The 20,539-nt window shown below is 64.6% G+C and carries 19 protein-coding genes; 4 read left to right on the top strand and 15 right to left on the bottom strand.

Features of this window, described 5'->3' with window-relative positions:
* The first annotated feature begins 14 nt into the window (after positions 1-14).
* Together QCM77_RS33530 and QCM77_RS33525 are read left to right on the top strand one after the other, a co-directional pair.
* A complete protein-coding gene (locus QCM77_RS33530; RefSeq protein WP_279686328.1) occupies positions 15-797 on the top strand; it encodes an ATP-binding cassette domain-containing protein in 783 nt (260 codons plus the stop codon).
* Positions 794-2,350 carry a glycine betaine ABC transporter substrate-binding protein gene (locus tag QCM77_RS33525; RefSeq protein ID WP_279686327.1) on the top strand — a complete coding sequence of 519 codons (1,557 nt, stop codon included), beginning with the start codon at positions 794-796 and terminating at the stop codon, positions 2,348-2,350. The genes QCM77_RS33530 and QCM77_RS33525 overlap by 4 nt, the downstream gene beginning before the upstream one ends.
* A gap of 124 nt (positions 2,351-2,474) precedes the next feature.
* Here the strand turns inward: QCM77_RS33525 and QCM77_RS33520 are convergent, their stop codons facing one another.
* On the bottom strand, positions 2,475-4,187 hold the full coding sequence (locus tag QCM77_RS33520; protein ID WP_279686326.1) for a sulfatase-like hydrolase/transferase: 1,713 nt from the start codon (positions 4,185-4,187) through the stop codon (positions 2,475-2,477).
* A 194-nt stretch (positions 4,188-4,381) separates the two neighbouring features.
* Positions 4,382-4,951, bottom strand: a complete 570-nt coding sequence (locus tag QCM77_RS33515; protein ID WP_279686325.1) for a TetR/AcrR family transcriptional regulator — start codon at positions 4,949-4,951, stop codon at positions 4,382-4,384.
* Between the two features lie 189 nt (positions 4,952-5,140).
* Between QCM77_RS33515 and QCM77_RS33510 the strand changes: the two genes are divergently transcribed.
* Positions 5,141-5,761 (top strand): hypothetical protein, encoded by a 621-nt coding sequence (locus QCM77_RS33510; RefSeq protein ID WP_279686324.1) that lies wholly within the window; start codon positions 5,141-5,143, stop codon positions 5,759-5,761.
* A 7-nt stretch (positions 5,762-5,768) separates the two neighbouring features.
* Here the strand turns inward: QCM77_RS33510 and QCM77_RS33505 are convergent, their stop codons facing one another.
* The 9 genes from QCM77_RS33505 to miaA form a co-directional block, all read right to left on the bottom strand.
* A complete protein-coding gene (locus QCM77_RS33505) occupies positions 5,769-6,620 on the bottom strand; it encodes an SDR family oxidoreductase (RefSeq protein WP_279661066.1) in 852 nt (283 codons plus the stop codon).
* Between the two features lie 475 nt (positions 6,621-7,095).
* Positions 7,096-8,115 (bottom strand): ketol-acid reductoisomerase, encoded by a 1,020-nt coding sequence (ilvC, locus tag QCM77_RS33500; RefSeq protein WP_148740630.1) that lies wholly within the window; start codon positions 8,113-8,115, stop codon positions 7,096-7,098.
* Positions 8,116-8,248: 133 nt separating this feature from the next.
* Entirely contained in the window at positions 8,249-8,851 is a 603-nt protein-coding gene (locus tag QCM77_RS33495; protein WP_279686323.1) for a LysE family translocator, read from the bottom strand.
* 7 nt (positions 8,852-8,858) lie between these two features.
* Positions 8,859-9,749, bottom strand: coding sequence for an EamA family transporter (locus QCM77_RS33490; protein WP_279686322.1), 891 nt, complete (start codon positions 9,747-9,749; stop codon positions 8,859-8,861).
* Positions 9,750-9,938: 189 nt separating this feature from the next.
* The gene (locus QCM77_RS33485; protein WP_462676310.1) at positions 9,939-10,628 is read right to left on the bottom strand and encodes a class I SAM-dependent methyltransferase; all 690 of its coding nucleotides are present in this window, start codon (positions 10,626-10,628) and stop codon (positions 9,939-9,941) included.
* 3 nt (positions 10,629-10,631) lie between these two features.
* Complete coding sequence (gene ilvN, locus QCM77_RS33480; RefSeq protein ID WP_007613340.1) at positions 10,632-11,174, bottom strand: acetolactate synthase small subunit; 543 nt, start codon at positions 11,172-11,174, stop codon at positions 10,632-10,634.
* 23 nt (positions 11,175-11,197) lie between these two features.
* Positions 11,198-12,181: a threonine dehydratase gene (locus QCM77_RS33475; protein WP_279661064.1), complete on the bottom strand. Its 984-nt coding sequence runs from the start codon at positions 12,179-12,181 to the stop codon at positions 11,198-11,200.
* A 152-nt stretch (positions 12,182-12,333) separates the two neighbouring features.
* A complete protein-coding gene (locus tag QCM77_RS33470; protein WP_279661063.1) occupies positions 12,334-14,109 on the bottom strand; it encodes an acetolactate synthase 3 large subunit in 1,776 nt (591 codons plus the stop codon).
* A gap of 329 nt (positions 14,110-14,438) precedes the next feature.
* Entirely contained in the window at positions 14,439-15,380 is a 942-nt protein-coding gene (miaA, locus tag QCM77_RS33465) for a tRNA (adenosine(37)-N6)-dimethylallyltransferase MiaA (RefSeq protein WP_279661062.1), read from the bottom strand.
* 11 nt (positions 15,381-15,391) lie between these two features.
* On the opposite strand from miaA, the gene serB reads away from it, so the two are divergent.
* Entirely contained in the window at positions 15,392-16,297 is a 906-nt protein-coding gene (gene serB, locus QCM77_RS33460) for a phosphoserine phosphatase SerB (protein ID WP_279661061.1), read from the top strand.
* A gap of 162 nt (positions 16,298-16,459) precedes the next feature.
* Here serB and QCM77_RS33455 read toward each other — a convergent pair whose 3' ends face one another.
* The 4 genes from QCM77_RS33455 to hflK form a co-directional block, all read right to left on the bottom strand.
* The gene (locus QCM77_RS33455; RefSeq protein WP_279661060.1) at positions 16,460-17,956 is read right to left on the bottom strand and encodes a Do family serine endopeptidase; all 1,497 of its coding nucleotides are present in this window, start codon (positions 17,954-17,956) and stop codon (positions 16,460-16,462) included.
* Between the two features lie 144 nt (positions 17,957-18,100).
* Positions 18,101-18,307: a DUF2065 domain-containing protein gene (locus QCM77_RS33450; RefSeq protein ID WP_018454337.1), complete on the bottom strand. Its 207-nt coding sequence runs from the start codon at positions 18,305-18,307 to the stop codon at positions 18,101-18,103.
* A gap of 71 nt (positions 18,308-18,378) precedes the next feature.
* Positions 18,379-19,275: a protease modulator HflC gene (hflC, locus tag QCM77_RS33445; protein WP_279661059.1), complete on the bottom strand. Its 897-nt coding sequence runs from the start codon at positions 19,273-19,275 to the stop codon at positions 18,379-18,381.
* Positions 19,272-20,408, bottom strand: coding sequence for an FtsH protease activity modulator HflK (gene hflK, locus QCM77_RS33440; RefSeq protein WP_279661058.1), 1,137 nt, complete (start codon positions 20,406-20,408; stop codon positions 19,272-19,274). Before hflK ends, hflC begins: the two co-directional genes overlap by 4 nt.
* Between the last annotated feature and the right edge of the window lie 131 nt (positions 20,409-20,539).

Raw genomic sequence — 20,539 nt, 5'->3', positions numbered from 1 at the left:
GTGAGCCCCGCCCGATGCCATCCAGGCCGATGATTGGCTATGCCCGCGTCACCAAGAGCTTCGGCCTGCTCAAGGCCGTGGACGATTTGTCACTCGACATCGCCGAGGGCGAATTTCTGGCCGTCGTCGGCGGCTCGGGCTCCGGAAAGACGACGCTGCTGCGGCTCGCCAACCGCCTGATCGAGGCGGATGGGGGCACGATCACGATCGAGGGCGACGATGTGCAATCCGTCGATCCAGTCGCGCTGCGGCGCCGCATCGGCTACGTCTTCCAGAGCGGTGGGCTGTTTCCGCATCTGAGCGTCGCCGACAATATCGGGATCACGCCGAAGCTGTTGGGCGTGCCGGCGGCGGACATCGCTGCGCGGGTCGACGAACTGCTGGAGCTCGTACAGCTCGACCGTGCCTCGCATCGCGACCGGCTGCCGGATGCGCTCTCGGGCGGCCAGCGCCAGCGTGTCGGCGTGGCGCGGGCGATTGCGGCAGGGCCCCGCATCGTGCTGATGGACGAGCCATTCGGCGCGCTCGATCCCCTCACCCGCGATGCGCTCGGCGACGATTTTCGCGAGCTGCACCGCAGGCTCGGCCTGACCACCGTGATGATCACCCACGACATGACGGAAGCGATTTTGCTGGCCGACCGGATCGCGGTGATGCGCAGCGGAAAGCTGCTCGCACAGGGCACACCGGCGGAGCTCTCGAAAAGCAGCGACGCCTACGTGCTGGAGCTGCTGCGCACGCCGCGGCGCCAGGTCGAACGATTGAACGCGCTGCTGCCACAGAGCGGGGCAGCATGAGCCATTTCACCGATCCGCGCTGGGGCGAGGCGTTGGCGCATCTGCCCGACTATCTCGGCAACCACGTTCGGGTGAGTCTCGCCGCGCTCGCGCTCGGCCTGATCGTCAGCCTGCCGCTGGCGATCCTGACGCGCAACCGCCCGGCACCACGCGCCATCCTGCTCGCGCTCGCCAGCATCGTGCAGACCGTGCCGGGGCTGGCGCTGCTCGCGCTGTTCTATCCGCTGCTGCTGCTCGCGGCCTCCGTGACGCTGGCCTGGTTCGGCGTCTCCTTCTCCGCTTTCGGCTTCCTGCCGGCGATGCTGGCGCTGGCGCTCTATTCGATGCTGCCGGTGCTGCGCAATGGCATCACCGGCCTCAACGGTATCGATCCCGCGCTGATCGAGGCCGCGAAAGGCGTCGGCATGACCGCACGGCAGTCGCTGGTGACGGTCGAACTGCCGCTAGCACTGCCGGTGATGATGGCGGGAATCCGCACCGCCGCAGTATGGGTGATCGGCACTGCGACGCTGTCGACCCCGATCGGGCAGACCAGCCTCGGCAACTATATCTTTGCCGGGCTTCAGACCCAGAACTGGGTGTTCGTGCTGTTCGGCTGCTTTGCTTCGGCCCTGCTGGCGCTCGCCGTCGATCAACTGCTCGGCCAGATCGAGAGCGGCCTGCGCCGCCGCAGCCGCTTGGGTACGGCGCTTGGCGCGGCCGGGATCGCGGCGCTGGTCGCCGCAACGCTGGTGCCGACGATGGGGCGCTCGTCGCAGAGCTATGTCGTCGGTGCCAAGACGTTCGCCGAACAATATGTGCTGTCGGCATTGATGAGGGACCGCCTCCAGGCGGCCGGTGTTTCCGCCACCGCTCGAGCCGGCCTCGGCTCGAGCGTGATCTTCGAGGCGTTGAAAGCCGGCGATATCGATCTCTATGTCGATTATTCCGGCACGCTCTGGGCCAATCAGCTTCACCGCACGGACATCAAGCCGCGCGCGGAACTGTTGGCGGAGCTCAAAACAACGCTCGCGAAGGAGAACATCACGCTGCTCGGCGAGCTCGGTTTCGAGAATGCCTACGCGCTGGTGATCCCGAAGAAGCGCGCGGAGGCGCTTGGCATCCGCACCATCGCCGACGTCGCCGCGCATGCTTCGTCCCTGTCGATCGCCGGCGACTATGAGTTCTTCTCGCGGCCCGAATGGGCGGCGCTGCAAAAGGCCTATGGCCTCTCGTTCCGCACCCAGCGCCAGATGCAGCCGGACTTCATGTATGCGGCCGTCGCCAGTGGCGAGGTCGATGTCATCGCGGGCTACACCAGCGACGGGCTGATCGCGAAATACGACCTCCTGACGCTGGACGATCCCAGGCATGCGATCCCACCCTACGATGCGATCCTGCTGCTGGCGCCGAAGCGCGCAGGGGACGAGCGGCTCAAGACGGCTCTAAATCCGCTGCTCGGCAAGATCGACATCTCCACCATGAGAGAGGCCAACCTGCGCGCCGCCGGCAACGATGCGAACTCATCGCCGGATGCGGTGGGGAAGTGGTTGTGGGAGAAGGTGGGCAAGTGATCAGTGCGCCGCGCGTCACTAAGCATGATCCGGAAAAGTGCGAAGCGGTTTTCCGAAAGATCATGCTCAAACAACACCCCTAAAGCGCGATGATGATTCATCCACATCTCATCGCGCTTTAGCGCTACAGCCCCCTGATCATCCCCGCATTGATCAGCAGCCGGTTCAGCCGGCGCGCTTCGGCCCCGTCCCTGCAACCGTAGAAGATGCCCTTGCAGCGGAGCATGATCGCCTTCTGCTCGGCGAAGGACGGATCGAGCGGAATGCCGGCGGCTTCCTGGATGACCAGCGGCAAATACGGGCCGTCGACCGTGTCCATCACGGCCTCGCTCTTCACCGGCTCGAAATTGACGGCGTCGATCGCGTAATAGGTCGCGTAGAGACGCGGATCGTAGGCGTCGAGCTTCTTGCCGAGAGCGCCCTCGTCTAAGCCAGGCTCGAGGATACCAGGCGCGAATTCCGGCTGGTGATCACCGTAGCGCACGATCAGGAAGGGCTCGCCGGGAAAACTTTTCTTCAGGCCCGCGAGGAAAGCCTTGTACTGCTCGGCGCTCATCGCCTGCCGGCGCAGATATTCGTCGATGGACGGCACATTGCCCGGTGCGCGCCAGTTCGGCAGCAGATCCGGGCGGAAGCGCGTCTCCCAGGGGAAATGATTGGCGCCGAGATAGATGAAGGTGAACAGCGGCTTGTTCGGCGTCCGCTCACCCATCAACCGGAGCGCCTTGTCGTAGAAGAAGCTATCCGGCTCGACATCCTTGGCGCCGAGATCCTTGGAGTCGAGGAAGCGTTCGACGCCGGTCGTTATCTGGAAGCTGCGCGCGGCCATGAAGCCGCCATTGGCTGGATAGAGCGACATCGTATCGTAGCCGCAGCGGCGCAGCGCCAGCGGCAGGCCGCGCTCGACACGGCCTGTTGCGATGCGCGTCACGAAATAGGCGAAGCGGCCGAACGAGCGCGAGGAAAGGCCCGCCAGCACGTTGTATTCGGTGAACCAGCTCGGCCCGCCATTGCTCTCGGCCAGAAACGTGCGCTGCCTGCCGTCCCAGGATTTGAAGTGGCTGCCATAGCCTTGCGGCACCTTGATGCCCTGCGCGGCGCGGATGTCGAAGCTCGACTCATCGTGGACCATGATGATGTTCGGCCGGCGGCCCGCGGGGTGGCAGGCATCGACCAACGGCATGTTGAGCCGTTCGTTGGTCGAAGCGGCCGACTCCATGAAGCCGTATTGCGCGAAATCGGAGACCGCGCTGACGCCGGAGCGGAAGAATTTCGAGAGATATCCGTCGTCGTAATAGCCGCGCCAGGCCTCGTCCGGATGATAGAGCGAATAGCCGACCAGTGCGGCAAGGCAGGCGAGCATCGAGGCGAGCGCCGGTAGCCTACGGATGCGAAACGGATCGAGCCACCACAGCGCATACATCAGCGGCAGCGTGACGAAGCCGGCCCCGATCACCGACCAGCGCAAATTCGGGAAGATCGTGAACAGGAACGCCACCGTGTCGCGGTCGATCATCATCAGGTCGATGAAGTTGGCCGTCATCTGCACGACGTCGTGCTTCAGTCGTGACAGCAGCACCAGCACCACGACCATGGTCAGCGACAACGCACCCGACAGCGCCGGCCGCCGCAGCAGCGTGATCCAGAAGAAGTTGAGGATGCCCCAGGCCAGCACGAAGGAGAGCCGCGCGCCGAAATCCGTCTCGGTCTCGTACATCAGTACGAGCGCTGCGAGATGGGGCGCTGCGACCGCGAGCAGCCGCCAGATGCCGAGCGCGGCGACGCTCGCCAGCACGGCGGTGGCGGCAGAAGGACCTGGATTGGGCGCGGACGCCATCGACGACACGCAACTGCTGGTCCGGCACGGTGATGCCGAGCCGGCTGACCGGGCCTGCGGCGTTCGGCGCAGCCGGAAGGCCTGCACCGTGTCATAAAACTGTAATTGAACGGTCACGCACAAGCAACGCGTGTCGCGGTCCAACCTTCGCTTAATGTTAGTGATGAGCGAATGGGCCGCATGGGCCAGCCACGCTAGGCTTTGGCGATGCCCGCGATGAACAGGTCGATGACCCCTTCCGCCATCCGCTCGATCTCGCCCTCCTCCACGCCCCAGCGTGGAAAGTGGCCATCGAGATTCATCCGGGCGAAACCGTAGACCAGGGCGCGGCCGGCGATCTGGATGCGCTTGAGGTCGGCCGACCGCAGCAGGCCCTGCCTTGCCGCCTCAATCAGTATTCCCTCGGTCAGCGCGATCAATTCGGCATTATCGCGCGTCAGCTCCGCCGAGCTGCCATGGGCGAAATAGCGTCCGGTGGAGATGATCTCGAAATGCGCGGGATTGCGCATCGCCCAGCGCAGGTAAGCGAGGCCGAAGGCGCGGAAGCGGCCAAACGGGTCGGCGGCCGGTGCCCGTTCCAGCGCCACCTCGATCTCGGTACGAAAGCGCCGCTGCGCCTCCTCGGCCACCGCTGACATGAGCGCGTCGCGGTTGGGGAAGTGCCGGAACGGTGCCCCCGGCGAAACCGCAGCCCGGCGTGCGGCCTCGCGCACCGAAATTTCGGCCCCCTCCGCCGCCAATTGCAGGGCAGCATCGATCAACACGCGGCGGAGGTCGCCATGGTGATAGGGCCGGGCTTCAGAGGTGTTGCGGCGAGCGCGCGGCTTGGCCGGTTGTCGGGCGGGCATACAGCTTCCTAGCATCACCCGAACGTGAATGTAAGCAGTGATTACACCGTTGACCACGCAGCCAAGCGAAATGTAATCGATGATTACATAATGGAGGAAATTGCCATGTCACAACGCCAAAGCTGGTTTGAAGGCTGGCGTCTGCTTGCCGCCCTCTCCTTGAGCCTGATCGTCCTGAGCCTGTGGATCGCCTCAATGCGGCAGTTCGAGGTCGAGGGCGTACGGATGGTGATACGCTTCACGGCGCGAAGCTCGCTGCTACTGTTCTGCCTTGCCTTCAGTGCCGCGGCACTGGCGCGACTGTGGCCAAATCCCTGGACGCGCTGGCAGTGCCGCAACCGACGCTATCTCGGCTTGAGCTTCGCCGCCTCCCACGCCATTCACGCGGTTGCGATCATCGCGTTCGCCAGGGTGGATCCGACCGGCTTTGCCGAGGCCACCTCGGCAGCCTCCTACATCTTCGGCGGAATCGGCTATGCCTTCATCATCGCCATGAGCGCGACCTCGTCCGATCGCACCGCCGCGCTGCTCGGACCGCACGCCTGGCGCGCGCTGCACCTGACAGGCGGATACTATCTCTGGTTCCAGTTCATGGTGTCGTTCGGCAAGCGCCTGCCAGCGATGCCGCTCTATGCCGCGTTCCTCATCCCGCTGATCGCCGTGATGACGCTGCGCCTGGTCGCGATGGCCGCTCGTCCACGCGGACGGACGGCCGCGGCGAGCTGAACGTGGGTCAGCCCTGTGGCAGCAGCCCGAGACGCTTGGCGATGATGCGGTCGACCACGCGCTTGGGCAGCGTGGCCGTCATCAAATGTCGCATCCGGTCCGGCGTGATCTGGTAGCGAACCCTTGGCCTCTCAGCCGTGAGCGCCTCGAAAACAACCTCGGCGATCCGCTCGGCCGGCAGCCCAGTCTCGCCGAGCTTCATCATGAACGCCATGACCTTGTTCAGCGCCGGCAGATAAGGCGAGTTCTGGTAGACGGAGAGATCGATCTGCTCGGCCTTGCTCCAGATCGGCGTCTTCACCGCGCCGGGGGCGACGATGATGACGTCGATGCCGAACAGCATCAGCTCGCGGCGCAAGCTTTCCGATAGCCCCTCGATGGCGTGCTTGGAGGTGCAGTAGGGCGCCGACAACGGATTGCCGTTCTTACCCGCGACCGAGCTGATCATCACGATCCGTCCCTTCGGCCCCTTCAGCGACTGGTCGGCGCCGAGCAGCGGCCCGAAAGCCTGCGTTGCGATCACGGGGCCGATGACGTTGATGTCCATCTGGCGACGGAAATCATCGGCCGACAATTCGAGCACCGGGCCGGCGACGGCGATGCCCGCATTGTTGACCAGACCGGCCAGCGTCTCGCCGCCCAGCGCCTCGCGCACCTCTCGTGCGGCGGCCAGCACGGCAGCCTCGTCAGTGACATCGAACAGCAGCGGTGTGAAATTGGCGCCGAACTCACCCTTGAGCCGATCGGCATCGGCCTGCTTGCGGACACTGCCGAACACGCGGTAGCCGCGCCCGATCAGGAATTTCGCAATGGCCCAGCCGATGCCGGTGGACGTGCCGGTGACGACGACGGATCGCATGGTCTCTCCCCCCTTGAGTTCCCGCGATCATGTAGGAGAAAGGTGCCGGGGCGCAATGCCGTCCAACGCTCAAGGAGACGTCGCAGGTGTCAGTTCTTAAGATGAAGCGAGGCGCGATCGTCGCGACGTGAGATTGAGTGCACCATGACAATACGGATGAAGAGCCGAATCCTCGAGCCTGAAGACGCTGGGCTTTTGGGGATCGCGAGCGTCTGAAAAATTCTGAAAAACAACGCGAGACCAAGAATGTGGTTTAAGCGTCAGTCCTTCGTACTCAGGGAGTACTTTAGCTCGCGAAGAATTTGAATGAAGCAGCAATGCTTCGCGCGAGACGAAAAGAGCGAGACCGCTGGTTGCGATCTCGCTCGAATATAGTCGCGAAGGTTTAAGAAGTGGTTTGGCGAGCGAAGCTTGTGTTTTCGCTCGCGTGTCCTGACGCGGCGTAAGCGATACGCCGCATCCGGATGACCGCGACTTAGTTCTTGCTCTTGTCGACCAGCGCGCCCTTCTTGATCCAGGGCATCATGTCGCGCAGTTTCGCGCCGACTTCCTCGATCGGGTGCTCGGCGAGCTTGGCGCGGGTGGCCTTGAACGAGGTCTGGTTGACCTTGTTCTCGAGCATCCAGTCGCGGGCGAACTTGCCGGACTGGATGTCGTTCAGAACCCGCTTCATCTCCTTCTTGGTCTCGTCGGTGACGATGCGCGGACCGGTGACGTACTCGCCGTACTCGGCAGTGTTGGAGATCGAGTAGTTCATGTTGGCGATGCCGCCTTCATAAATCAGGTCGACGATCAGCTTCACTTCGTGCAGGCACTCGAAATAGGCCATCTCCGGGGCGTAGCCGGCTTCGACCAGCGTCTCGTAGCCGCCCTTGATCAGCTCGACCAGGCCGCCGCAGAGCACGACCTGCTCGCCGAACAGGTCGGTCTCGCACTCTTCCTTGAAGGTGGTCTCGATGATGCCGGCGCGGCCGCCGCCGACCGCGGAGGCGTAGGACAGGCCGAGGTCGTGGGCGTTGCCCGAGACGTCCTTGGCGATCGCGATCAGGCAGGGCACGCCGCCGCCGCGCTGATATTCGGAACGCACCGTGTGACCGGGGCCCTTCGGCGCGATCATCAGCACGTCGAGATCGGCGCGCGGGTCAAGCAGGTTGAAGTGGACGTTGAGGCCGTGCGCAAACACGAGGGCGGCGCCCTTCTTCATGTTGTCGTGCAGGTGCTCGCGATAGATGTCGCCCTGGAGTTCGTCCGGGGTGAGCATCATGACGAGGTCGGCCCATTTGGCGGCCTCGGCGACTTCCATCACCTTGAAGCCGGCAGCTTCCGCCTTCTTGGCCGAGGCCGAACCCTTGCGGAGCGCAATCGCCACTTCCTTGACGCCGGAATCCTTCAGGTTCAGAGCATGAGCGTGGCCCTGGCTGCCATAGCCGACGATGACGACCTTCTTGCCCTTGATCAGGTTCAGGTCGGCGTCGCGATCGTAATAAACACGCATGGTCGTTTCCTCATTCAGGGGCCGGAATCGGCCGTTGGTCAGGTCTCGGACGGTGAAATTTGCGGATTTCGGGGGCTGTCTAGAGCATTTTCGGCCCCCTGGGAAACCCGTTTCTGCATGGAAAACTGCGGCATCATGCATCCATGAAGACGGGGAAGAGGGACGCCAGCAGCAGGATCGCCATCAGGGTATTGAAGGCGCGGACCAGCCGCACGGAGGTCAGGACCGGCCGCAGTGCGGTGCCGAAGAAGGCCCAGACCACCGTCGAGACCGTGCCGACGAGCAGGCTGATCAAGGTCTGGATCGCGATGTTGAGCGGGAATTGGGCGATGGCCGCATAGGCGGTGATGGTGCCGATCACGATCACCCAGCCCTTTGCGTTGATCCATTGGAACATGGCGGCGCCCAGGAAGGTCATCGGGCCGCGGCCATCCCCCTCGCCGGGCTTGGCCGGGCCCGAGAAAGCGATCACGGCGGCCAGGTAGAGCAAGTAGGCGGCGCCGGCATATTTCAAAATGGTCTGCAGGATCGGATAGGCCAGGAACACGGTGCCGAGCCCGAGGCCGACTGCTGCAACCATGAAGGCGAAGCCGATGACGACGCCGGCGATGTGGGGGATGGTGCGCCGGAAGCCATAGGTCAGCCCCGAGGACATCAGCATGATGTTGTTCGGCCCAGGCGTGAAATACATCACGGCCATGAAGGCGAGGAAGGCATACAGCAGCGACTGGGACATGCTCACCTCACGCGGCCTTCGGCTGCGGTGCTTTGGGTAACGCCTCGGGGCGCTTCGCCAGGACCATCACAGCGATGCCGCCGACCACGGTAAGCATGCCGGCCAGCCGCAGCGGGCCAAACTTCTCGCCGAACACGATGCTGGAAGCGGCCGAGCCGACGAACGGCACCAGCAGCGCGAACGGCACCACCTGCGCGGCGGGATAGTCGCGCAAGAGCCGACCCCACAGCCAATAGGCAATGCTGGTGGAGATGGCGCCGATTACCAGCAGGCAAATGAGGCCGGTGAGCGACATGTGGATCAGCGACTGCCAGGTCGGCGTCGGTCCGTTGACGACCAGCGCGAGCGCGAACAGCGGCACCGCGGTGGCGAGGCACAACCAGGCGAACAGATCGAACATCGGCACGCCGCGGGCGCCGCGCAGCAAGATATTGCCGATTGCAAAGCTGACCGGCGCGATCATCAGCACGGCGAAGGCACCGACGCTGAAATCGTAGCCGACGGTGCCGCAGATCATCAAAAGGCCGATTGCTGCGATGACGATGCCCAGCGTCTGCGCCGGCGTCGGCCGCTCGCCGAATGCGATCGCGGCAAAGCCGATCGTGAACAGCGCTTGGCTCTGCACGACGACGCTGGTCAGCCCCTCAGGTACGCCATGGGCGATGCCGTAGGCCTGGCTGAGGAACTGGCCGAGAAAGAGCGTGAAGCTGATCGCGATCAGGAGCGACCAGGCAACTTTCGGCTTGCGAACGAACAGGCACGGGACCGCGGCAATGGTGAAGCGCATCGCCGTCATCAGCTCCGGCGAAAATTCGTCGAGCGCGATCCGGCTCGCCACGAAGGCAAGCCCCCAGATGATCGCCACCAGGATGGCGATGAGGATGTCGGCCGGCTTCATCCCAAACTCCTAACCTCTCCCGCTTGCGGGAGAGGTCGCGCCGAAGGCGCGGGTGAGGGTTCTCTCCTCTTGGGGGTTCTCGATTGCGGAGACACTCTCTCCCCAGCCCTCCCCCGCAAGCGGGGGAGGGAGCGCAGCTACATCGTAGTTGCAGTTTGCTCTCACGGCTTTAGCCTTGCTCGCCGGCCTTTAGGTGGAAGAATTGGGTTTCTGCAGCAGATAAGTGCCGTGCATCGGGGCGTGGTAATCGGCCGAGACCAGCGTGAAGCCTACGTCGGTCAGCATCCGCTCCATGACCCAGCCAAAAGTGGAATACTCGTCGCGCATGTGGGTGACGACACTTTCACGCGAGACATCGTGGTTCTTGATCTCAAAGTCGGCCCATTGCTCGACGTCGCGCTCGACGGCATCGGGCATCGAGGCGTAGACGATGTCGCGCAAATAGAAGGTGGCACCGGGCTTGAGCGCGCGATAGATCCGCGACATCGCCACCGCCTTCCAGAAATCCGGCAGATGGTGCAGCGTGAACTCGCTGACGATCAGGTCATAGGACTCCGGCCGGTAGACGAAGCTGAGCAGGCCGGCGGACTGCGTACGCACGGGCGCCTTGCGGTCGCGCGCGTAGATATCGGCGAGCGCCAGCATCGCGGGCGAGATGTCGATAGCGTCGACCTCGGCGCCCATCAGCGCAGCCTCGGTCGCCAGCACGCCGTTGCCGCATCCGATGTCGGCGATGCGCCAGCCGCGCTGGAGGCCGAGCATTTTCAGCGCGGCGCGCGCCCGCAGATCGGCGTCGTCGTGGCTGTCGTAGATCGACGCCACAGCGGGCCCGATGCCCATCCGGTTCCGCTCGTTGTAGTACCAGTCGCGCGCCAGCATGGTTTACATCCCCTCGGGCCCGCGGCCGATCGCGGCAACGCCGGTGCGCGACACTTCGACGAGGCCAAGCGGACGCATCAGGTCGATAAACTGATTGATCTTGTCGGTATTGCCTGTGATCTCGAACACAAAGCTCTCGGTGGTAGCGTCGATCACGCGGGCGCGGAACGCGTCCGCCAGCCGCAGCGCCTCGACGCGATGCTCGCCCTGCCCGCGCACCTTCACCATCGCCAGCTCGCGCTCGATCGAGCGTTTCGTCAGCGTCATGTCGACGACGCGATAGACCGGTATCATGCGATCGAGCTGATGCTTGATCTGCTCGATCACCATCGGCGTGCCGGTAGTGACGATGGTGATGCGCGAGAGATGCTTCTGGCTCTCGGTCTCCGAGACGGTGAGGCTCTCGATGTTGTAGCCTCGCCCCGAGAACAGGCCGATGACGCGCGCGAGCACGCCCGGCTCGTTCTGCACGAGCACCGAAAGCGTGTGGGTCTCGTTGGGATCGTGGCGCTCCTCGATGAAATAGGCGGATGCGGGCTGGTTCATTGTCGTCCCCTCTATTCTCGTCGTTACGCCGTCGCCCGATGGGCGACCGGCGCATCCGCCCCGACCCAACCGCGGAACAGATCGAAATCGATATTGCCGCCGGACAGCACGAGACCGACGCGCTTGCCCGACAGTTTTGTCTTTTCCTGAAGCGCCGCGGCGAGCGCGGCGGCGCCGGCGCCTTCGGCGAGATTGTGCGTGTCGGTCCAGAGCGCACGGATCGCAAGCGCGATCTCATCATCCGTCACCTGGACGATACGCGAGGCGCCCTTGAGGATGACCGCGAGCGCATCGGCATCGGGAGCGCGGGTTGCCATGCCGTCAGCGAGCGTGTTGCTGCTGTTGGTATTCACCACGGCGCGCGCTGCGAAAGACAGCGCGTAGGACGGCGCCTCGGTCGACTGCACCCCGACGATCTCGGTCCTCAGGCCGAGCAGATCGCGCGCCATGATGCAGCCGCAGATGCCCGAGCCTTGCCCGATCGGCACATAGAGGGTGTCGAGATCCGGCGCGGCCCGGAACAGTTCGAGCGCATAGGTCGCCACGCCCAGCACGACGTTGGGGTGGAAGGCCGGCACCATGTGCAGACCGTCGCGCTCAGCCCGGCGATACGCCTCCTCGCGGGCCGCCTGAAAATCGTCGCCATGCTCGACGAGCTCGCCACCGAAGGCGATCATCGCGCGATTCTTCTCGATCGAATTGCCGCGCGGCACGTAGATCGTCACCGGCAAGCCGTGACGGCGCCCGGCGAAGGCGATGCTCTGGCCGTGATTGCCGCGTGTCGCGGAGATCAGGCCGCGCGTCGCGGGCCGCTCGCGTTTGAGATGGTCGACGTAAGTGAGCCCGCCGCGCACCTTGAAGGCGCCCGTCGGCGTGTGGTTCTCATGCTTGACCACGACCTCCGTGCCAAGCCGCTGGCTCAGCAGCGGCCAGGCATGCGCCGGCGTCGCCGCCACCGCCTGCCCCACGATCGCATGTGCGCGTTCGAGCTCCTTCAGGTCGAACATTTTACCTTCCCATCAACCATCGCTCGCGACTGTCATCCCCGCGAAGGCGGGGATCCAGTATTCCAGAGGCCCTGAGAGTGATCGAGAGGCCGCGGCGTACTGGATCGCCCGGTCAAGCCGGGCGATGACAGCGGAATTTGTGACCAACACGCTCACACCAGCGCTTTGCCGCCGGCGAACGCCTTTGCGGTGGCTTCGTCGTTCGCCTGCTCCGGCAACAGCATCTCGTTATGCGCCTTGCCGGACGGAATCATCGGGAAGCAGTTTTCCAGAGCCGCGACGCGGCAGTCGAACAGCACCGGACGCTTGACCGAGATCATCTCCTGGATGGCGCCGTCGAGATCGCCAGGCTTGTGCACCTGGAGGCCGACGCCGCCATAGGCTTCCGCGAGCTTGACGAAGTCCGGCAGCGCCTCCGAGTAGGAATGCGACAGCCGGTTGCCGTGGAGCAGCTGCTGCCACTGCCGCACCATGCCCATGTACTGGTTGTTCAGGATGAAGATCTTGATCGGCAGCTCGTACTGAACCGCCGTCGACATCTCCTGCATCGTCATCTGCACCGAAGCATCGCCCGCGATGTCGATGACCAGGCTGTCGGGATGGGCAACCTGCACGCCGACCGCGGCCGGCAGGCCGTAGCCCATGGTGCCGAGACCACCCGACGTCATCCAGCGATGCGGCTCCTCGAAGCCGAAGAACTGCGCCGCCCACATCTGGTGCTGGCCGACCTCGGTGGTGATGTAGGTGTCCTTGCCGCGCGTCGCCTCGAACAGGCTCTGGATCGCGTGCTGCGGCAGGATGACGTCGTTGCTCTTTCTGTAATAGAGCGAGTTGCGGGCGCGCCACTGCGCGATCTGCTGCCACCACGCCTTGACGTCGGGCTTCTTCGCCTCCGCCTTGAACACCTGGAGAATGTCGCCGAGGATGTTGCCGCAGTCGCCGATGATCGGCACGTCGACGCGGATGTTCTTGTTGATCGAGGACGGGTCGATGTCGATGTGGATCTTCTTCGAGCCCGGCGAGAACGCATCGACGCGGCCGGTGATGCGGTCGTCAAAGCGCGCGCCGACGCACAGCATGACGTCGCAATCATGCATGGTCATGTTGGCTTCGTAGGTGCCGTGCATGCCGAGCATGCCGAGCCAGCTCTTGCCCGACGCAGGATATGCGCCGAGACCCATCAGCGTGGAGGTGATCGGAAAGCCGGTGACCTCGACCAGCTCGCGCAGCAGCCTGGTCGCCTCGGGGCCGGAATTGATCACGCCGCCGCCGCTGTAGATCACGGGACGCTTGGCGCCTGCGAGCAGCGCCACGGCCTTGCGGATCTGCGTCGCATCGCCCTTCACCCGCGGCGCATAGGAGCGATGCACGTCGGACTTGCGCGGCGGATGATAGGTGCCGGTCGCGAACTGCACGTCCTTCGGCACGTCGACAAGCACCGGGCCTGGTCGACCCGTAGTCGCAACGTAGAACGCCTCGTGCAGCACCTTTGCGAGATCGTTGACGTCGCGCACCAGCCAGTTGTGTTTGGTGCAGGGGCGCGTGATGCCGACGGTGTCGCACTCCTGGAACGCGTCGTTGCCGATCAGATGCGTCGGCACCTGGCCGGAGATGCAGACCAGCGGGATCGAGTCCATCAGCGCGTCGGTGAGCGGCGTCACCATGTTGGTGGCGCCGGGGCCGGAGGTCACCAGCGCAACGCCCGGCTTGCCGGTCGAACGCGCATAGCCCTCGGCGGCGTGGCCCGCACCCTGCTCGTGGCGGACCAGGATGTGCTGGACCTCGCTCTGCTGGAAGATCTCGTCGTAGATCGGAAGCACGGCGCCGCCGGGATAGCCGAAAATGTCGGTCACGCCATGATCGATGAGCGCGCGGACGATCATCGCGGCGCCGGTCATCTGGTTCGGATCGTGGCTCTTGTCGCTCATTGGCTTGCTCCGGATGCGCTGTTGTCAGCGGCTTCGTTCGTGTCGGGTTCGGGAAATAAAAAAGGCCCCGAAGAGGGCCCATGCACACCGCCTGTCATGTGGATGGCAGCTAGCCACCCCCGGCGGTGTGCCTGGGTACGACGGCGATAAGGAGTTTGGTAATAATATTACGCATGGCAGGTGCCCGGCTTCCCAAAGGTTGCGCGAAACATAACGACCAACGCCCCGATGTCAAGGCAATGCGGCCGTTCCCGCGCGATTTTGGCAATGTAGCGGCGTTCCCCGGGTTCGGCGAGAGGTAAATTCGGGAACCGCGGCACAAAAGCGCGTCAGCCGGGGTCCCGCGCCGCGTTCACGATCGCCGCGAGCCAGCCCCTCGCCTCCTCCGGCTTTACCCACTTGAATTCGGGCAATTGGTGCCGGAACCAGGTGAACTGCCGCTTGGCGTAATGACGAGTGTCGGCGCGGCCGATCGTGGCCGCTTGCTCCAGGCTGAGCTCGCCACCCAGATGCCGGATCAGGGCTGGCACGCCATGAGCCTTCATCGCCGGCAGCAGCGGATCGAGCTTTCGGGCGGCGAGGCGCTCGACCTCCTTCAGCGCGCCGACACCTAACATGGCGTCGAAGCGGGCGTCGATGCGGGCATAGAGCTCGTCGCGCTCGGGCGCGAGGAACACCGCGTGAAAACTGTCCCTTGGTAGCAAGGGCGGCTGGCCCTCATGGTGCCAGTCCAGTAGCGAACGGCCGGTGGCTTCGACCACTTCGAGCGCGCGCGCAATGCGCGTGCGGTCGCGCAGGTTCAATCGCTCGGCTGCTTGAGGATCGGAGGCTGCGAGTTCCGCGTGCAGCGCCTCCACGCCGTTCCGCTCCAGCCGCGCCCGAACGTGCTCGCGCACCTCGGCAGGGATCGGCGGCACCACGGAAAGGCCTGCCGTCAGCGCCTTGAAATACAGCCCGGTGCCGCCGATGAAAATCGGCAGGCGGCCTTCGGCTTTCGCCTCTGCGAGCGCCTTCGCCGCGTCGCTCACCCAGGCACCGGCCGAAAAATTCATGGCCGCATCGACATGGCCGTACAGGCGATGAGGCATCCGCGCCTCGTCGCCATGTGTCGGGCGCGCGGTGATGATGCGGAGGTCGCGGTAGACCTGCATGGAATCGGCATTGATGACGACGCCGCCCGCCGCGAGCGCAAGCTCGAGCGCCAGCGCCGACTTGCCGCTGGCGGTCGGGCCTGCGATAAGCACGGCCTTGCTCGGATGCTCCTCGCTCACGAAAACCTCAAATGTCCCTCGTCGCCACGCTGATCTGCAACCCGAATAATCCCGCGCTCGACTCTACCATCGTCGACGGCGCCCGCGCCGTGCTGCCTCGAGCAGCTGCCGCGCACTGGCTGTTCGACGGGGTTGCAGTCGACATCCCCTTCGGCACCGACAGTAACCTCGAAGGCGACCGTCACGCCATCGAGCAGCGGCTCCGCGAGCTTCGCGGCGACCTGCCCATCGACATCGTCGTGCAGCCAGTCGGCTTCCGGCGCAAGAAGCTTTTTCTCGCCGACATGGATTCCACCATGATCGGGCAGGAATGCATTGACGAGCTCGCCGATTTCGCCGGGTTGAAGGCCCATGTGGCTGCCATCACCGAACGCGCAATGCGCGGCGAGATCGAGTTCGAGCCGGCGCTGCGCGAGCGCGTCGCGCTGCTGAAGGACCTCCCCGCCAGCGTCGTCGATGAGGTCTTGGCCAAGCACATCACGCTGACCCCGGGCGGCCGCGAGCTGGTCGCGACCATGCGCGCCCACGGCGCCTATGCCTGTCTCGTCTCCGGCGGCTTCACGCTGTTCACCAGTGCGGTCGCCGCCAAGATCGGCTTCCAGGAGAACCGCGCCAACGAGCTCATCGTCCGCGACGGCAAGTTCACCGGCGAGGTCAAGGAGCCGATTTTGGGTCGCGCGGCAAAGCTCGCGACGCTGGTGGATCTGATGGAGTCGTTCGATCTCGACGACATCGACTCGGTCGTCGTCGGGGACGGCGCCAACGATCTCGCGATGATCCAGGCGGCGGGACTGGGCGTGGCGTATCACGCCAAGCCTGCGGTGGCCGCGGCAGCGGCGGCGCGGATCGACCATGGCGATCTCACCGCGCTGCTTTACGCGCAGGGGTATCGGCGCGAGGAGTTTGTGGAGGCTTAACCTCCTCTCCGCTGTCATCACCCGCCTTGTGCGCAATTGCGCAATGGAGCGGGTGATCCTGTATTCCAGAGGCCGCGAGGATAGAACCGAGAGGCCGCGGCGTACTGGATGCCCCGGTCGAGCCGGGGCTTGACAGTGAGCCTGTAGTAGGCGGCGTTCTTCCTACTGCGCGCTCAGCGCCACGAAGCGCAGCTCGCCGTCGGCATTCGACACCAGCAACAGCACCGACTTCTTGCCGTCCCTCTTAAGCTGGTCGACCCGCTTCTGGATGTCGGCGCCGCTGGAGACGGCCTCCTGCGCGACTTCGACGATGACGTCGCCGGCGGAGAGCCGCTTCTCGGCGGCATCCGAATTGGCGTCGACATTGGTGACGACCACGCCCTTGACGCTGTCCTTGATCTTGTAGCGCGCACGCAGATCCTTGCTCAGCGCCGCGAGATCGAGGCCGAGCGCCTTCTGCGTCACAGTCTTTTCAGGCGCGGGCTCGTCGGTCTTCACTGCGGCTTGCACCTTGTCGGGATCCTGCAACCGGCCGAGCGTGACCTTCTTGGTCTCCTCCTGACCCTTGCGGATGATGACGACTTCGACCTCCTTGCCGACCGCCGTGTCGGCGACCACGCGAGAGAGGTCCTTCGGGTCCTTGACGTCCTTGCCGTCGAACTTGACGACGACGTCGCCGGGCTCGATGCCGGCGGGCTTCGCCGGGCCCTTGTCGTCGACGCCGGCAATCAGCGCGCCGCGCGGCGGCTTGATGTTGAGGCTCTCGGCGATCTCGTCGGTGACGCTCTGGATGCGCACGCCCAGCCAGCCGCGGCGCAATTCGCCGAACTGGCGGAGCTGGTCGACGACACCCGCGACCGTCTTCGACGGCACGGCGAAGCCGATGCCGATCGAGCCGCCGGAGGGCGAGATGATCAGTGTGTTGACGCCGATGACGTCGCCATCGAGGTTGAACAGCGGACCGCCGGAATTGCCCCGGTTGATGGAGGCGTCGGTCTGAATGTAACTGTCGTAGGGACCTGAGGAGATGTCACGGTTCTTCGCCGACACGATACCGGCGGTCACAGTGCCGCCGAGGCTGAAAGGATTTCCGATCGCGACGACCCAGTCGCCGAGGCGCAGCTTGTCGGAATCGCCGAACTTCACCGACACCAGCGGCTTCGGCGGCTTGAACTTCAGCACGGCAAGGTCAGTCTTCTTGTCGACGCCGACCAGCTCGGCCTTGATTTTGGTACCGTCGTTGAGGATGACGTTGATCTCGTCGGCGTCGGCGATGACGTGGTTGTTGGTGACGACGACGCCGGCGGTGTCGATGATGAAGCCGGAGCCGAGCGAGTTGGTCTTGCGCGGCGGCGGGCTGTTCTCGCCGCCCTTGCTGCCGCCGCCGGGACCCTTGCGATTCTTGAAGAAGTCGTCGAAGAACTCCTCGAAGGGCGAGCCGGGGGGTAGTTGCGGCATGGCGTTGCTGCCGCCGCCCTTGGCTTCGACGGTCTGCGAGGTCGAGATGTTGACGACCGCGTCGATCACCTTCTCGGCGACGTCGGCGATGCCCTCCGGTCCGCGTGCATAGGCCGGCGTGCCGAGCGCGCCGAGCGCGCTAAAAGCGAGCGCGGCCAGCCCTAAGCGCAAACGGTTCGGGGCAATGGTGGCAGCGGTCATTGTGATCTCCAGGGAATAAGGATTCGGCGTCAAGACTGCGCTCGAACGGGGGGACGGCGCAAGCGCGGACCTTAACGGGTCTCAAGACCCGGATAATAAGGCGAAAACCCGTCTCTCGCCTTCACTTTGGCGTTGGCGCGACGGCTAAATTGGACGTCGCATAACCCAGATCAGGACCAGGCCGGCCACGGCCGAACCAATGCCGACCGCCCGCAGCACATTGTCCGGTGTGGCCATGGCGCTTTTCATGGCCTTGCGCATCCAGGCCGGACTTGCCGCGAACATCAGGCCTTCCAGCACGAACAGGATGCCCAAGCCGATGAGGAAGTCGGCGAACGCAATGGACCTCATCGGCTTGGAACCTCCCGTTGTGCTGTTCTTGTCTGGACGAAGGGCGGCCGGACCTGCCGCCCTTGTCTGGCTTACGGCTTCGCTGGCGTCGTGGTCGCCGGCTTGCCGGACGGGTTACCAAAGAACCGGAAGAAATCCGAGTCCGGCCGCAGCAGGAAGCGGGTATCGTTCGCACGCAGCCCGTTCTCATAGGCCGTCATCGAGCGGTAGAAGGCGAAGAAATCCGCATCCTTGCCGTAGGCTTCGGCGAACAGACGGTTGCGCTCGGCATCGCCGACGCCGCGCGTCTGCTCAGCCAGCGACCTTGCTTCTGCCTCGATCACGGTCGCCTCACGGTCGGCCTTGGAGCGGATCTCCTGTGCCTTCTGGCCGCCCTGCGCGCGGAACTCGGCGGCTTCGCGCTCGCGTTCCGTCTTCATGCGCTGATAGACCGCCTGGCTGTTCTGCTCCGGCAAATCGGCGCGGCGGATCCGGACGTCGACGACCTGGATGCCGTAGCCGTCGGCCTCGTGGTCGAGCTGATCGCGGATGCGCTGCATCAGCTTCTCGCGGTCGTCGCGGACCACGTTGATGAAGGTGACCTCGCCGAGCACGCGGCGCAGCGCCGCGTTCAAGAGCGTGGTGAGCTGGATGTTGGCGGCCTGGATCGAGCCGATGCTCTGATAGAAGCGCAACGCGTCCTTGATGCGGTAACGTGCGAAGGCGTCGACCACCAGGCGCTTCTGGTCGGACGCGATCGCTTCCTGCGACGGGTTCTCCAGATCGAGGATGCGCTTGTCGATGTTGATCACCGAATTCCACGGCGCCTTGAAGTGCAGGCCGGGATCGGTAACGACGTCGACGGGTTTGCCGAACTGCAGCACGATGGTCTGCTCGGTCTGCGCCACCGTGAACAGGGACATGTAGCCCACGATCACGACGAGCAGGAGTCCGAGCAGCGTGACGATGCCTGTAACCGGAGACCTCATCGGTTGCCTCCGGTCGTCTGCTGGCCGGTTGCAGGTGGCCGCTTGGTCGTCAATTCGCTGAGCGGCAGATAAGGCACGACGCCCTGGCCCGACTGGCCGCCGTCATAGATGAGCTTTTCCGAGCCGCCGAGCACGCGCTCCATCGTCTCCAGATAAATCCGTTCACGCGTCACGTCGGGCGCCTTCTTGTATTCCTCGTAAACCTTCAGGAAGCGCGAGCTCTGGCCCTTGGCCTCGGCGACCGTCTGCTCCTTGTAGCCTTCGGCGGCCTGCACGATCTGCGCCGCACGTCCGCGTGCCTGCGGCACGACCTGGTTGGCATAGGTCTGCGCCTCGTTCTGCAGCTGCTCGAGATTGGCGCGCGCCGCCTGGACGTCGCGGAAGGCGTCGATCACCTGCGCCGGTGGGTCGACCTTCTGCATCTGCACCTGGCTGATCTGAATGCCGGCGCCGTAGGTGTCCAGGGTCTTCTGGATAAGTTCCTGCACGCCCTGTTCGGTGACGTTGCGCGCGCCGGTCAGGATCGGCTGGATCTGCGAGCGGCCGATCACCTCGCGCATCGAGCTCTCGGCGACCGCCTTCACGGTGCCTTCGGGATTCTGGATGTTGAAGAGGAAATCGCCAACGCCGTTGGGCTTGATGCGCCAGAGCACGGTGAAGTCGACGTCGACGATGTTCTCGTCGCCGGTCAGCATCAGGCTCTCTTCCGGCACGTCACGAATGGAACGGCCGCGCCGCGCCGGATCCTCGATCAGCGTCATGCCGATGGAGATCGTGGAAACGCGCAGTGCCTTCGGCAGCAGCACGGTCTCGATCGGATAGGGCAGGTGATAGTTCAGGCCGGGATCCACGGTGCGGACATGCTTGCCGAAGCGCAGCACGACTCCGAGCTCTTCGGACTGCACCCGGAAGAAGCCCGACAGCAGCCAGAACGCGACGATGAGCAGCACGATCAGCGTGATGCCAATGCCGGAGAAATAGCCGCCCGGCATGATCTGCTGGAGGCGGTCCTGGCCGCGCCGCAGAAGGTCTTCCAGATCCGGCGGCCTCGGCCCGACCGGTTGCGGGCCGTTGCCCCATGGTCCCTTCGGACCCGAGCCCCATGGGCCACCGCCCTGATTCTTCCACGGCATTTGACGCTCTCCTCGGCAGGGTGAATTTGCCCCCGCCCGCTTTGTCCGGTCCGGCTTTATAGGGGACAGGCAGGTCCCTTACAACGCAGCCCTCGCCGTCTTCCGAGCTATGCTCGGGCACGAAAAAGTCA

Source organism: Bradyrhizobium nivariense (genome assembly GCF_029846695.2).
GTDB lineage: Bacteria > Pseudomonadota > Alphaproteobacteria > Rhizobiales > Xanthobacteraceae > Bradyrhizobium.
The sequence above is the reverse complement of the archived record's forward strand: the minus strand, read 5'-3'. Positions and strand labels throughout refer to the sequence as shown.